Origin of the sequence: Streptomyces sp. IBSBF 3136 (genome assembly GCF_036815105.1) — a bacterium.
Lineage (GTDB): Bacteria > Actinomycetota > Actinomycetes > Streptomycetales > Streptomycetaceae > Streptomyces.
Window position 1 is genome coordinate 1 of record NZ_JAJSZC010000208.1, and the last position, 13,786, is coordinate 13,786.

General features: G+C 70.4%; 11 protein-coding genes and 1 pseudogene. 8 read left to right on the top strand and 4 right to left on the bottom strand.

What is annotated here, in order from left to right:
• Nucleotides 1-452 (bottom strand): annotated as a pseudogene (locus tag V7E45_RS31865) (N-acetylmuramoyl-L-alanine amidase); the annotation flags it as partial.
• A 100-nt stretch (nucleotides 453-552) separates the two neighbouring features.
• Between V7E45_RS31865 and V7E45_RS31870 the strand changes: the two are divergent.
• From V7E45_RS31870 to V7E45_RS31885, 4 genes are all read left to right on the top strand, one after another.
• Entirely contained in the window at nucleotides 553-1,308 is a 756-nt protein-coding gene (locus V7E45_RS31870; protein WP_333777707.1) for a TIGR03089 family protein, read from the top strand.
• 111 nt (nucleotides 1,309-1,419) lie between these two features.
• On the top strand, nucleotides 1,420-2,661 hold the full coding sequence (locus tag V7E45_RS31875; protein ID WP_443056304.1) for an LCP family protein: 1,242 nt from the start codon (nucleotides 1,420-1,422) through the stop codon (nucleotides 2,659-2,661).
• Between the two features lie 229 nt (nucleotides 2,662-2,890).
• On the top strand, nucleotides 2,891-4,654 hold the full coding sequence (locus V7E45_RS31880) for an LCP family protein (protein ID WP_333777709.1): 1,764 nt from the start codon (nucleotides 2,891-2,893) through the stop codon (nucleotides 4,652-4,654).
• A 300-nt stretch (nucleotides 4,655-4,954) separates the two neighbouring features.
• Nucleotides 4,955-6,571, top strand: coding sequence for an LCP family protein (locus V7E45_RS31885; RefSeq protein ID WP_443056305.1), 1,617 nt, complete (start codon nucleotides 4,955-4,957; stop codon nucleotides 6,569-6,571).
• 90 nt (nucleotides 6,572-6,661) lie between these two features.
• Here V7E45_RS31885 and V7E45_RS31890 read toward each other — a convergent pair whose 3' ends face one another.
• On the bottom strand, nucleotides 6,662-7,111 hold the full coding sequence (locus tag V7E45_RS31890; protein ID WP_333777711.1) for a DUF2690 domain-containing protein: 450 nt from the start codon (nucleotides 7,109-7,111) through the stop codon (nucleotides 6,662-6,664).
• Between the two features lie 378 nt (nucleotides 7,112-7,489).
• Here V7E45_RS31890 and V7E45_RS31895 point away from each other — a divergent pair, with 378 nt between their 5' ends.
• Nucleotides 7,490-7,915 (top strand): peptidase inhibitor family I36 protein, encoded by a 426-nt coding sequence (locus V7E45_RS31895; protein WP_317443707.1) that lies wholly within the window; start codon nucleotides 7,490-7,492, stop codon nucleotides 7,913-7,915.
• A 137-nt stretch (nucleotides 7,916-8,052) separates the two neighbouring features.
• Nucleotides 8,053-9,000 carry a hypothetical protein gene (locus V7E45_RS31900; protein ID WP_333777712.1) on the top strand — a complete coding sequence of 316 codons (948 nt, stop codon included), beginning with the start codon at nucleotides 8,053-8,055 and terminating at the stop codon, nucleotides 8,998-9,000.
• 22 nt (nucleotides 9,001-9,022) lie between these two features.
• Here the strand turns inward: V7E45_RS31900 and V7E45_RS31905 are convergent, their stop codons facing one another.
• Complete coding sequence (locus V7E45_RS31905) at nucleotides 9,023-10,054, bottom strand: glycosyltransferase family 2 protein (protein WP_333777713.1); 1,032 nt, start codon at nucleotides 10,052-10,054, stop codon at nucleotides 9,023-9,025.
• Nucleotides 10,055-10,182: 128 nt separating this feature from the next.
• On the opposite strand from V7E45_RS31905, the gene V7E45_RS31910 reads away from it, so the two are divergent.
• Nucleotides 10,183-11,679 (top strand): LCP family protein, encoded by a 1,497-nt coding sequence (locus V7E45_RS31910; protein WP_443056306.1) that lies wholly within the window; start codon nucleotides 10,183-10,185, stop codon nucleotides 11,677-11,679.
• A 5-nt stretch (nucleotides 11,680-11,684) separates the two neighbouring features.
• Here V7E45_RS31910 and V7E45_RS31915 read toward each other — a convergent pair whose 3' ends face one another.
• Nucleotides 11,685-12,233: an acyl-CoA thioesterase gene (locus V7E45_RS31915; protein WP_333777715.1), complete on the bottom strand. Its 549-nt coding sequence runs from the start codon at nucleotides 12,231-12,233 to the stop codon at nucleotides 11,685-11,687.
• A gap of 119 nt (nucleotides 12,234-12,352) precedes the next feature.
• Between V7E45_RS31915 and V7E45_RS31920 the strand changes: the two genes are divergently transcribed.
• Entirely contained in the window at nucleotides 12,353-13,669 is a 1,317-nt protein-coding gene (locus V7E45_RS31920; RefSeq protein WP_333777716.1) for an LCP family protein, read from the top strand.
• The last annotated feature ends 117 nt before the right edge of the window (nucleotides 13,670-13,786 follow it).

A 13,786-nucleotide genomic window follows, 5' to 3' on the forward strand; every position in this document is an offset into this window, starting at 1 on the left:
GGCCTCCCCCACCCGCCCCCGACGGCGGTGAACGTGCCGGCGTGGAGCCGCTCGCCCGGACACTCGGTGGCGTATCCGTCCCCATGGCCGGAGATCACGTCCAGTCGTACGTTCTTCCCCTTCGGGTACACACATTGCCACCGCCCGACGTCGGGTATGTCCTGCCTCGGGGTCGGCGCCGGAGAGTCCGAGCCGCCGCGCGGTGAGCGGGGCGACGGCCGCGACGGCGGCGCCGGACGGCCTGGCCGAGGCGTAACCGCCGATCACCGCGATGCCCGTGCCGCTGGAGTCGAACCCGCGGGGGCGGGCACCGAGGACCGCCTTCGCCGCGCCCCGGCCCCGCCCTCGTAGACGGTTCCGCACTTGTCGACGAGGAAGGCGTAGCCGATGTCCCGCCGGCTCGTGCTCTTGACGTGGTAGCGGCGGGTACTGCGGATGACCGAGGGGGCCCGAAGCCGGGGTCCGTGTGCGACGGGACGTCGGGGGCCGCTGCGCCGGACCGGTGGCGCCGTCGCCCGGTGCGCCTTTTCGGCCCGGCGTAATCTTGCGCGCGTGAACGCCACCGATCGCACCCCTGCCGACCTGCTGCGTTCCGCGCTCGCCGCGGACCCCGGCCGTCCCCTGGTGACCTTCTACGACGATGCCACGGGCGAACGCGTGGAACTGTCCGTCGCCACCTTCGCCAACTGGGTGGCCAAGACCGCGAACCTGCTGCAGGGCGACCTGTCCGCCGGTCCCGGCGACCGGGTCGCGCTGCTGCTGCCCGCGCACTGGCAGACGGCCGTGTGGCTGCTCGCCTGCGCGTCGGTGGGCGCGGTGGCGGACGTGGGCGGTGACCCGGCCGCCGCCGACGTCGTCGTCAGCGGCCCGGACTCGCTGGAGGCGGCACGGGCCTGCCGCGGAGAGCGGGTCGCCCTCGCGCTGCGGCCGCTGGGTGGCCGCTTCCCGCAGCCGCCGGCCGGCTTCGCCGACTACGCCGTGGAGGTGCCGGGCCAGGGCGACCGGTTCGCCCCGTTCGCACCGGTGGACCCCGAGGAGCCGGCGCTGATCGTCGCGGGCGCCGAGCTGAGCGCGGCCGAGGTCGTCGAGCGAGCCCTGGCCGACGCGCCCTCGCTGGATCTGACCGGTCCCGGATCGCGGCTGCTGTCGGGGCTGTCGTACGACACCTGGGAGGGGCTGAGCGCGGGGCTGTACGCGCCGCTGGCCGTCGGCGGGTCCGTGGTGCTGTGCCGGAATCTGGAGCGGACGGACGGCGAGGCCCTCGCCAAGCGGATCGAGGACGAGCGGGTGACCGCCGCGCGGCACTGAGGTGGCGGGGGTCCCCCACTCGGAGTAGCTGAGGGGGCCGTCCCCCACCGCCCCCGCCATGGTCGTAGGAGCAGGACGTGACGCTCGTACGCCATGAGGGGGGTCCGCACCGTGTCCGACACCGTTCGCCGGCCCCCCGGTCCGGATCCCGGCCCCGGTCACGGCTCGTCGGCGACCGGCGAGGGGCTGGCGCGCCGCCGCCGGCGGCGCTGGACGCACGGGACCGCGCTGGGCGTGGCCGTGTTCGTGGCGGCGGCCGCCGGGACGGGCTGGGCGCTGTACGCGAAGCTGAGCGCCAACATCACCCCGGACGAGGCGGCCGCCGCCGAACTCGCGCGCTACGAACGGGAACGGCCCACCGCGCTGGTGCGGGGCGCGCAGAACATCCTGCTGATCGGGTCGGACACCCGGGCCGGGGACGGCAACCGGGAGTACGGGCGGGACCTGGGCAGCGAACGGTCGGACACCACGATCCTGCTGCATCTGGCCGCCGACCGGCGCAGCGCCACCGCCGTCTCGCTGCCCCGGGACCTGATGGTGGACATCCCCTCCTGCCGGCGGCAGGACGGCAGCCGTGGCGAGCCGGTGTTCGCGATGTTCAACCACGCCTTCCAACTGGGCGGTTCGTCCTGCACCATCCGGACCGTCGAGAAGCTGACCGGCATTCGGGTCGACCATCACATGGTGGTCGACTTCAGCGGGTTCAAGGACATGGTCGACGCGGTCGACGGCGTGCGGGTGTGCCTGAAGGAGCCCATCGACGACAAGGCCGCCCAGCTCAAGCTGCCGGCGGGCCCGGTGACCCTCGACGGGGAGCAGGCCCTCGGGTTCGTACGGGCCCGCAAGTCGCTCGGCGACGGCAGTGACACCGAACGGATGGAGCGGCAGCAGCGGTTCCTCGGCGCACTGGTCAACAAGGTGCAGAGCAACGACGTGCTGCTGAACCCGGTGAAGCTCTACCCGGTGCTGGACGCGGCGACCTCCTCGCTCACCACCGATCCGGAACTGGCGAGTCTGCGTGGCTTGTACCAGTTGGTCCGCGGGCTGCGTGACATCCCCACGGAACATGTGCAGTTCCTGACGGTGCCGCGTGAGTCGTACGTCTACGACTCCAACCGCGACCAGCTCGTGGAGCCCGAGGCCGAGCGGCTGTTCGCGCGACTGCGGTCGGACCAGCCGGTGGTGGTGGCCCGGGACACCGCACCGCCCGGCCCCGGCGACGGACCCTCGGGCAGCCCCTCGGGCACCGCCGCACGGGAAGGCGCAGGGGAAGGCCCGGGGGAGCCCGCGCGGAGCCCCTCCCCCACCCCCACCTTCCGCGGGAACACCGCCGCCGAGCACGCCTGCGAGTAATGCGCTGGCCAAAACAGCGAACTTGTGTTCAGGAAAATGGCATGGATTGCCCAGTTGTAGGGATGTGCAATTTGTCATCGGCGTCGCTTCCCGCTGAACTGGGCCGATAGTGTGAGCGATCCGGTGCACCCGGCCACGAGGTCCGTCCTGGGGTCGCGCACTGGTTCACCGAGACCCGAGCGCCTTGGGGGAAGGCGCCGCGTGGCCCCGACGGAGGATTCGGACAACCGTGGACGCGCAGAGCCGTGGGCGGGCGGAGAACATCGACCCCGCAGACCAGTGGGTACTCAATCCGAACACCGGCGAATACGAACTGCGACTGAGCACTTCCGCAGCGCAGTCGCCGGTACCCGGGCCCCGTAGACCCGATCCCCGAGGCGGCAGCGGCTCAGCGCCGCGCCGTCGCGAGGACCGGACGACCGACGGAACCCGTGAGACGGGCCGGACGCGCGGCGGTGAGGTACCCCCACCACGGTCGGCCCGGCGTCGGGGCACCGAGCCGGAGCAGCCGCAGGGACGGCGCAACCGGCGGCCGGTGAAGAAGAAGGGCAAGGCCAAGAAGATCCTGGCCTGGACCGCCGGTGGCACGGCGCTCGTGGTGATCGCCGTCGGCACGGCCGGATACCTGTACCTCAAGCACCTCGAGGGAAACGTCACGACGACGGACGTCGGCAGCGCGGCCAAGGACGGCTTCAGCAAGGACGACGCCTTCAACATCCTGATCATCGGCACCGACAAGCGCACCGGCAAGGGCAACGCCGGCTACGGCGACGCGAACAGCATCGGGCACGCCGACACCAACATCCTGCTGCACGTCTCCAAGGACCGTACGAACGCGACCGCGCTGAGCATCCCGCGTGACCTGGTCGTGGACGTCCCGGACTGCCAGACCATCCAGCCCGACGGCTCCGAGAAGGTCATCCCCGGCTCACGCCAGGTGCGCTTCAACGAGAGCCTCGGCCAGGAGGGACGTGACCCGGGCTGCACGATGCGCACGGTGAAGGAGGTCACCGGCATCACGCCCGACCACTTCGTCATGGTCGACTTCAACGCGGTCAAAACGCTGACGACCGCGGTCGGCGGCGTCAATGTGTGCCTCGCGCACGCGGTGAACGACAAGGACTCGCACCTCAAGCTGCCCGCCGGGCCCTCGAAGGTCGAGGGCGAGCAGGCGCTGGCGTTCGTGCGCACGCGGCACAGCTGGGGCAACGCCGGTGACCTGGACCGCATCAAGGTGCAGCAGCAGTTCATGGCCTCGCTGATGCGCAAGATGACCTCCGGTGACACCCTCACCAACCCGTCGAAGCTGCTCGACCTGGCGGAGGCGGCCACCAAGGCGCTCACCGTCGACAAGGGCATCGGCAAGGTGAGCACGCTCAAGGACGTCGCGCTGGAGATGAAGAAGGTGCCGCCCAAGAACATCTCGTTCGTGACGGTGCCTGTGCTCGACAACCCCGCCGACGGCCGCTTCCACAAGACCGTGATCGTCAACCCGAACGCCGCCCCGCCGGTCTTCGACGCGATCGAGAACGACGTCTCCTTCACCGACGTGAAGAAGAAGGAGAAGGCGGCCAAGGACGCTCAGGCCGCGCGTCTGAAGGGCAGCCGGTCGGCGGCGTCCGACGTACGGGTGCGCGTCATGAACGGTGGCGCCCAGGCCGGCAGCGCCCAGGACACCCTGCAGTGGCTGCAGAACGACGTGGGTGTGACGAAGTCGGAGAACGCGGGCAACGCGCCGGCCGAACTCGCCAAGACCACCCTGGAGTACGCGCCCGACCAGGCGTCCCAGGCGCGGGAGCTGGCCCACCTCATGGGCCTTTCCGGATCCGCCCTCAAGCCGGGCAAGAGCGTGACCAACACCCAGGGTCTGCCGGCGATGACGTTGACGCTGGGCAAGGACTTCAAGGGCGCAGGCGTCTCTCTGACCGCGCCGAAGAAGGCTCCGAAGGTCGACGGCAGGACCACGGCGAACGAGGTGAAGTGCGCCGGCTGATCAGCCGGAAGAACAGCCACTCCCGTGCCTCCGACCGGGTCACCGCCGGTCGGGGGCACGGTGCCTTTCTCAGCGGGTTCTTACCCGCCTGCTGGACAATGACCGGGCTTTCAAGATCACATAGGGCCGGCGGCCGGGGCGGTGCTCCGCGCGCGGATAATTCCACGCCAGGCGAAGCCAAGTTCGCTTCACAGGTAACCCAACGGGTCGGTCGTGCGTCTAACTGGGGACGGGACGGGCCCGTGACAGGACATTCAGGGTGGGGAGGGCGGGGAGTTGACGCGGAGCAACGTGCAGGGGATGGCTCCTTCTGGCCATGGGGCGGTGCCACGCAGCCGACATGGCTCGAACGCGCCGGAGGGGCCCGGAGAGCACGGCGGCGGCCGGAGCAACGGCGGTTCGAAGGGCGACCGGCGCCGGCGCAGACGGCGCGTGCTGCGCTGGTCGGCGACCGTGCTCTCGGTCGTCATACTCGGGACGGCCGGCGCCGGATACCTCTACTTGCAGCACCTCAACGGCAACATTCGCAAGGGCGAGTTGCTCAGCGGCGACTCGAAGGCGAAGAAGCCCGAGCCCAACGCGGCCGGGCAGACGCCGATGAACATCCTGCTGATCGGCTCCGACAGCCGTAACAGCGACGAGGACGTGAAGCTCGGCGGCGCCCGCCAGAACCGCGGCACCCCGCCCCACGCCGACGTACAGATGCTCATCCACCTGTCCGCGGACCGCAAGAGCGCCTCCTTCGTCAGCATCCCGCGCGACACCCGGGTCGACATACCCCGGTGCACGGACCCCAAGACGGGGAAGAAGTACGCGCCGGTCAACACCCTCATCAACGCGTCACTGGCGCGCGGTGGCCCGGGCTGCACGGTGGCCACCTGGGAGAACCTCACCAAGGTCTACATCGACCACTGGATGATGGTCGACTTCGCGGGCGTGGTCGACATGGCGGACGCCATCGGCGGCGTCGACGTCTGCGTGAAGGAGAACGTCTGGGACCGGCCGACGCCGGACGCCCCCGGCGGCTCCGGTCTGAAGCTGAAGGCCGGCACCTGGACCATCCAGCACAAGCAGGCTCTCCAGTGGCTGCGCACGCGGCACGCCTGGGGCAGTGACCCGCTGCGCGCCAGGGCCCAGCACATGTACCTGAACTCGATGTTCCGCAAGCTGAAGGAGCAGAACGCCTTCACCGACAGCGGCCGGCTCATGGACCTGGCCGAGGCGGCCACCAAGTCGCTGCAGGTCTCGCAGGAGCTCGGTTCGGTCAAGAAGCTGTACGACCTCGCGATGCAGCTCAAGTCCGTGCCCACGAACCGCATCACGATGACGACGATGCCCTGGGTGGAGGACCCCCAGGACCCCGGGGCGCACGCCGTGCCCGACGGCGCGAACGCCGAGAAGATGTGGCAGATGCTCCGCGACGACGTTCCCTTCGACAAGAACGGCAAGCCTGTCGCGAAGAAGAAGTCGGCCGCGCCGGCCAGGACACCCTCGGTGACCGCCGGTCAGCTGGGGGTCCTCGTGCAGAACGCCACCGGCAGCTCCGCCGCGGCCCCGGTGCCCCTGCGCGCCAAGGACATCGCCGGCGTGCTCGCGCAGAAGGGCTACGCGAGGGCGGCGGCCGACACCGGCGCCACAGGGCTGTCCGAGAGCGAGACCCTGGTGCGGTACCCCAGCGCGGACCTCGAGGGCGATGCTCAGGCTGTCGCCAAGGCCCTCGGTCTGCCGATGAGTTCGGTGACGAAGTCCACCGACGTGTCCGGCGTCACCGTCGTCGTGGGCGCCGACTGGCGCACGGGTACCAGCTACCCGAAGAAGTCCCAGCCGAAGGCCGGCGACCTGCCGAGCAACTCCGACGCCATCAACGGCGCCGACAAGGGGCAGTGCATGCCGGTGTACAAGCCGTACCAGTGGTAGCCGGCTGACCACCGCCGGACGACGACGCGTCGAGGGGGCCCACCGCGTGAGCGGTGGGCCCCCTCGGCACGTGGGCTGCGGAGCGCCTGGTCAGTAGGCGGCGGTCCGGGTGTCGGCGTAGCCCAGGACATTGTCGATGCCCGCCTGGGCGAACGACGTCATGCCCTTGTCGTAGACCATCGGCGTGTAGCACTGCGTCTCACCCTGGTGGATGGTGCAGCTGTAGGTGCGGCCGTCGTTGTTGCGGGTCACGGAACCGTGCGCGCAGTCGTAGCCGGCGGAGGCGTTGCCACAGGCACCCTGGGTCTGGTTGAGCGTCAGCCGGGCCCAGGCCGTGTGACAGGCGAGGCTGTAGCGCAGCTCGATGGTCCCGAGCGTGACCTGGCTGTTCCTGACGGTCGCGGACTCCACCGTCGTGGCACCACTGGCGCAGCCCGTCGAGGACGGGTCACTGCCGTCGTACGTGTAGGCGTTCGAGACACCGGTGGCCGCGATCATCGCGAGTCCGATACCACCGAACACGACACCGGCACGTCCCATGTGACGCATTTTTGAACGCACTTGACTTCCCCCTGCTCCAAATAAAAAGCACCCGAGGCCGAGCGCCACAGGTGAGGGAGCGAAACCCCGGCGCATTTGATCATGGGCCTGTCACGGCGTCAACTTGGTTGCCGAGGCGCCGCGTTGGCGCGTTCCGATCGACTCCCGGAAGGCCATATGATCATTTCCAGCCACGTCCTCCGCCCTGGACGACCATCGGAGGCGATGCGACCGCACCCACGTCGACCTGCGGCTTTCAGCGGCTGAAGACCCAATTGGCTTGGCTGACAAGTCAGTTGACGGTCAATCAAACGTGTGATCGAATCTCGTGCGGTCCTGAGCGACGTGAGCAGGTCGCTTCTCACTAAGGAGAACTCCATGGGTATCCGCAACAAGGTCGTCGCCGGTGCGCTGACCGCAGCAGGGCTCGGACTCGGTCTCGTGGCGGCCCCCGCCGCGGAGGCGGCCAGCTGCAACAGCACCATCGGTGCCTGCATCTACTACAACTCCAACTTCTCGGGCGCCTCGTTCTGGGACGGCGGCGGTAACAGCCACACGCCCGAGAACTACGGCGCGCCGAACTGGTACACGTTCACCGGCGGCAACGGCGCCGGCCTCTACGTCAAGAACAACGCCGCGTCCGTGTACAACTACGACACGAACTACAGCGTGACGATCTACTACAACTCGAACAACAGCGGCCCGAGCCAGTACATCAAGCGCGGCACCGGGGCCAACCTGAACTCGACGCTGAAGAACAACAACGCGTCGCAGTGCTTCGACTTCTACGCCGTGTGCCCGTAACACCTCAGCGCAGGACCAGCCGCACCGGCTGATGGAGCAGCGGCGTCCCCGTTCTTCCGGGTGAGGGCGCCGCTGCCCGCACGTCGTCAGAGCAACAGCGACAGTCGTCAGAGCAACAGCGACAAAGGACGCCTCACATGGCCTCGGAACGCCCGACCGGACTCGCGGCGCTCGCCGTACTCGCGGCGCTGAGCTGCACGGCGACCGGTTGCACGTCGGCGACGCCCACGGCGCAGCGGGCAGCGGCCGCTCCGGAGGTCGGCACCGTGCCGACGCTCGACAACACGCGCGCCCGGAAGCTTCCCGTCGAGAAGTACCTGATCAGCCCGCAGGAGAACGCCAAGATCGAGAGCGCCCGCTCGGCGCTCATGACGTCGTGCATGAAGCGGTTCGGGTTCACCTTCAAGCCGGCGACACCGGACTACGGGCAGAAGTGGGACCAGACCTCCCACCGGTACGACCCGACCGACCCCGCGCTCGCCGCCGCCCACGGCTACCACGGCCCCCGGCGCGGGACGCAGGCCGGCGCGCAACGCCCGGCCCGGAAGCCGATGTCCTCGGCCATGGAGGTGGTCCTGGGCCACGGCCTGGGCGCTCCGACCCCGCCGGGAGGGGCCACTCCCCCGGCCGACGGCAAGTACCACGGCCTCACGATCCCGAAGGGCGGCTGCATGGGGGAGGCGGAGGCGAAGCTGACCAGGGGCGGCGGCATCATCCAGGACGCCCCCGGGGCCGTCGACATCAACTTCAAGGACTACGTCCGGTCCATGGCCGACCCGAAGCTCAAGGCGGCATTCGCCAAGTGGTCGTCCTGCATGAAGGAGAAGGGCTTCTCCTACCCGACCCCCGAAGCCGCGGTCAAGGACCCGGCCTGGAACTCCCCGAAGCCGTCCAAGCACGAGCTGGCCACCGCCGCCGCGGACGTCGACTGCAAGCGCAGGAACAACGTCGTGGGGACGTGGTTCGCCGTCGAGGCGGCCTACGAGACGCGGGACATCCAGTCCGACATCAAGAAGATGACGCGCATCAGGAACAGCATCGACATCGCGGTCCGCAACGCCGCCGCCGCGCCCGCCGGCTCCTGACCGGCGGGCGCGGCGGCCCGCGTCAGGAGACGCTCGCCCGCACCGAAGGCCGCCGCGACGCGATGACCTTCCGCGCCAGCGCCTTCGGGCTGGTCAGGAAGCCCCAGCCCCACGACATGTGCATGGTGGCCAGGGCCACCGGGATCCGCAGCCGGGCCTTCAGCGGGAGGCCCTTGCCGGCGGGGAGCGAGCCGAGCGCGATCGCCGCGAGGTAGCCGCCCGGGATCACGAAGCCCACCGGAGTCACCAGCGCGCCCACGACCGCGCCCGCCGCGATCGCGCACACCGCGGTCGGCGGGGCGAGGTAGCGCACGTTGATGGAGCCGGAGTGGTAGCGGGCGACGACATGCCGCCAGCGGCCGTAGTCCTTGTACTGCTTGGCCAGGGCCCGCACGGAGGGACGCGGCCGGTACGACACCCGCAGCTCGGGCGAGAACCAGATCAACCCGCCCGCCTCACGGATGCGGAAGTTCAGCTCCCAGTCCTGGGCGCGGATGAACTCCTCGTTGTAGCCGCCCTGTTGCTCCAGTGCCTCGCGCCGGAAGACACCGAGGTAGACCGTCTCCGCCGGGCCCGCCTGGCCCCCGGTGTGGAAGGCCGCGTTGCCGACGCCGATCTTCGAGGTCATCGCGGCGGCGACCGCGTGCTCCCAGTCGTTCTCGCCCTCGGCGTGCATGATGCCGCCGACGTTCTGCGCGCCGGTCTCCTCCAGGAGCCGGACGGCGGTGGCGATGTAGTTCGGGGAGAGCATGCCGTGGCCGTCGACACGGACCACGATCGGATGCCGGGAGGCCTTGATCGCCGCGTTCAGGGCGGCGGGCGTGCGGCCGGTCGGATTCGGGACGGTGTGCACACGCGCGTCTTCGGCCACGAGCTCGGCGGCGATCTCGTCCGTGCGGTCCGTGGACGGACCGAGGGCGATCACGACCTCCATCTCGCCGGCGTACTCCTGCGCGAGGATCGCTTGGACGGCCCCGCGCAGATGCCGCTCCTCGTCGAGGACGGGCATGATCACAGAAACGGCGGGGGACGGCACGTCGGGCTTGGCGTTCATAGGACGCTCACGTTACCGCGAACGGGGGACACCGGTGCGCGCCGCCGGGGCCGGGACGCGGGATGGAGATCGTATCGGCCTACCGTGCTCACGGATCCCACGTACGGCCTCGTCCGGAGGTGTCCTCCTTGCCCAGCCCGTCTCGGTCCCCTGAGCGTCCCCAGCGGCGTCCGCTGCCACCCCGCCGGGTGCCGCGCCCGCCCGAGCGGCCCGCGCGGTCCGTCCGGCCACCGCGGCGGCCGCGCTGGGCCATGCGGGCGGTGTCCACGCTGTCCGTCGTGGTGCTCGCCTCCGCCGGCATCGGGCACGCGGTCGTGACCAGTCTGGATTCGGGCATCGCCCGCGTCGACGCGTTCAAGGACATGAAGAACCGGCCGAGCGCCGGCCACGGCACGAACATCCTGCTGGTCGGCACCGACGGCCGCGACCGGATCAGCGAGCGGCAGCGGCGCGCCTACCACCTGGGCGGGCAGCCCTGTCACTGCACCGACACGATGATGATCGTGCACATCTCGGAGGACCGGGAGCGGGCCACGGTGGTGAGCCTGCCGCGCGACTCGTACGCGGAGGCTCCGGCGCATGTGGACGCGACCACGCGCAAGCCGCACGGGCCGCATCCGATCAAACTGAACGCCGCCTACGCCGAGGGCGGGCCGCAGCTGACCGTGCGCACGGTCGAGAACATGACGCACGTGAAGATCGACCACTACCTGGAGGTCGACTTCACGAGCTTCATGAAGACCGTGGACGTCCTCGGCGGGGTCCAGCTCTGCACCACGACGCCGCTGAAGGACTCGTACACGGGGCTCGACCTCGCCCCCGGGACCCACAACCTGCTCGGCGGGCAGGCGCTGCAGTACGTGCGCGCCCGGCACCTCGACAGCGCCAGCGACCTGGGGCGGATGAAGCGGCAGCAGCGGTTCCTGGCCGCGCTGATCGAGAAGGCCACCTCCTCGGGGGTGCTGCTGAACCCGATGAGGTTCCGGGACGTGACCCGGGCGGTGCTCGGCTCGGTCCGCGCCGACGAGGGCTTCGGCACCGACGAGCTGCTCGACCTCGGCCGGGCGATGCGGTCCTTCTCCCCCTCCTCCTCCGAGTTCACCACGGTGCCCATCGCGCAGATGAACTACGCGGTCAAGGGCATCGGCTCGACACTGAAGTGGGACGCGGCCAGGGCGAGCCGCCTCTTCGAGTCGCTGCGCGACGACAAGCCGCTGACCGCGAAGCGCCCGACCCGCGGCCCGGTTCCGGCACCGGTGGAGGTGGAGCCGCGGCAGATCCGCGTGCAGGTGGCGAACGGCACCGGCACCATGGGGCTGGCCAAGCGCGTCGACGCCGCGCTCGCGGCGGCCGGCTTCGCCGCCACGCACCAGCCGGTGACCGCGCCCGCCCACGTGGCTCGCACGGTCATCTCCTACGACCCCCGCTGGGACCGCTCGGCCCGCTCCCTGGCCGCGGCTCTGCCCGGCAGCGAGCTGCGTGCGGTGCCCGGCCAGGGTCCGCTGCTGAAGGTGACCGCGGGCGCCGACTTCAAGGGCGTGCACGAGGTGCGGTTCGAGGACCCGTCACGGCCGGAGCAGAACGTGGTGCGTGGCAACGAGGTGGTGTGCTCGGGGCACGCGTGAGGCCGTCAGTCCTCGAAGCCCTCCGCCGCCCGCTTCTCGCGCAGCTCGCGGATCGCGCGGCGGCGGGCCAGGCGATGGGTGCGGCGGATCTGGGCCTCCTGGTTGCGGCGGCGGTCGCGCTCGGTCTCCGGTATCACCTGGGGCACCCGGCGCGGCTTGCCGTCGGCGTCGACGGCCGCGAAGACCAGGTAGGCCGAGCCGACCTGGGTGGCGGGCGCGGACTCGTTCCAGCGCTCGGCGAGCACCCGGACACCGACCTCCATCGAGGTCCGGCCGGTCCAGTTGACCTGGGCCTTCACATGCACCAGGTCGCCCACGCGGACCGGCTCCAGGAAGACCATCTCGTCCATGGATGCGGTGACGGCGGGACCGCCGGAGTGCCGGCCGGCCACCGCGCCCGCCGCGTCGTCGACCAGCTTCATGATCACTCCGCCGTGCACCGTACCCAGCAGGTTGGTGTCGTTGTGGGTCATGATGTGGCTGAGCGTGGTGCGGGAAGCGGACGTCGGCTTGCCCGGTATGTCCTGATCCGCGTCAGGGGCCTGGTCTGTCATGGCCCCCACCTTATGCCGAAGCGACATTCACGGAATTTGTGTCAGCTTCGCAACAGCGGCGCTCTGATTTTCCGACATCCCTTGTAAGGCACACGGCGGTGCCCTGCACACTGGGGCGCATGAATGACTGGCCCGAGGGATGGTCCGACAACAACCGCGGTCCGCGTTACGGACGCGGCAGCGGCGGCGCGCAGCCGGAAGGCGCCCGCGTGATGCGTCAGGTGCAGCGCGGCGGCCCCGCCGTGCCGCCCGGGCAGCGCGGGTACGGCACCCCGGGCCCGGCCGCACCGGCCTACGGCGGCGGCGTCCCGGCGCAGCCGTCGTACGTCGACGGCCAGGGCTACGACGACGGCTACGGCGACTACGACAGCGGCTACAACACGGGCCACGTCTACGGCGGCGGGCCGGGCGGTCCCGACGGCCCGGAGGGCACCCGTACCCGGGGCCCGCGTCCCGCGCCGAACTGGCGGCGCCGCATCAAGTGGACGGCGATCACGCTGGCGAGCGTGCTCATCGTCACATCGGTGGCGACCTACTTCTGGGCCGACTCCAAGCTGCACCGGGACGTCGACCTGTCCAAGGTCATCGACCGGCCGGAGGCCGGCTCGGGCACCAACTACCTGATCGTCGGCTCCGACAGCCGCAAGGGCATGACGAGCGACGACAAGAAGAAGCTGCACACGGGTTCCGCGCAGGGCCAGCGCACCGACTCGATGATGATCCTGCACGTCGGCGACAACGGGGACACCCTGCTCTCGCTGCCGCGCGACTCGGACGTGGAGATCCCGTCGTACAAGGGGTCGGCGTCCGGGAAGGTCTACCCGGGCACCGGCCGGCGCACCAAGCTGAACGCGGCCTACGCCGAGGACGGCCCGACCCTGCTCGTGCGCACCATCGAGTACAACACCGGCCTGCACATCGACCACTACGTGGAGATCGGCTTCGGCGGCTTCGCGAAGATCGTGGACGCGGTCGGCGGGGTCGAGATCACCATCGACAAGGGCTTCAAGGACAAGGACTCGGGCGCGAACTTCAAGTCCGGCAAGCAGACGCTGAACGGCGAGGAGGCGCTGGCCTTCGTCCGCACCCGGCACGCCTTCGCGTCGCAGGACCTTCAGCGCACCAAGAACCAGCAGAAGTTCCTTGCGGCGCTGGCCCACCAGGTGGCCACCCCGTCCACGGTGCTCAACCCGTTCACGTTCTACCCGACCATGGGCGCGGGCCTGGACTCGCTCACCGTCGACAAGGACATGAGCCTGTGGGACCTCGCGTCCATGTTCTGGGCCATGAAGGGCGTCAGCGGCGGTGACGGCACCTCGCTGAACATGCCGATCTCGGGCTCCACCGGCGGCAACCTCGTCTGGGACAAGGCGAAGATGAAGACGCTGGTGAACGAGCTGAAGAACGACGAGAAGGTCACCGTCTCCGGCAACTAGACGGTCCCGGCCGTGGGGGGGGGGGGGGGGGGGGGGGGGGGGGGGGGGGGGGGGGGGGGGGGGGGGGGGGGGGGGGGGGGGGGGGGGGGGGGGGGGGGGGGGGGGGGGGGGGGGGGG

What these genes read in the sequence shown, in the direction of transcription:
- V7E45_RS31885 (WP_443056305.1), top strand. Translation starts at nt 4,955, where the DNA reads ATGGCTCCTTCTGGCCATGGGGCGGTGCCACGCAGCCGACATGGCTCG.
- V7E45_RS31890 (WP_333777711.1), bottom strand. Translation starts at nt 7,111, where the DNA reads ATGGGACGTGCCGGTGTCGTGTTCGGTGGTATCGGACTCGCGATGATC.
- V7E45_RS31895 (WP_317443707.1), top strand. Translation starts at nt 7,490, where the DNA reads ATGGGTATCCGCAACAAGGTCGTCGCCGGTGCGCTGACCGCAGCAGGG.
- V7E45_RS31900 (WP_333777712.1), top strand. Translation starts at nt 8,053, where the DNA reads ATGGCCTCGGAACGCCCGACCGGACTCGCGGCGCTCGCCGTACTCGCG.
- V7E45_RS31905 (WP_333777713.1), bottom strand. Translation starts at nt 10,054, where the DNA reads ATGAACGCCAAGCCCGACGTGCCGTCCCCCGCCGTTTCTGTGATCATG.
- V7E45_RS31915 (WP_333777715.1), bottom strand. Translation starts at nt 12,233, where the DNA reads ATGACAGACCAGGCCCCTGACGCGGATCAGGACATACCGGGCAAGCCG.
- V7E45_RS31920 (WP_333777716.1), top strand. Translation starts at nt 12,353, where the DNA reads ATGAATGACTGGCCCGAGGGATGGTCCGACAACAACCGCGGTCCGCGT.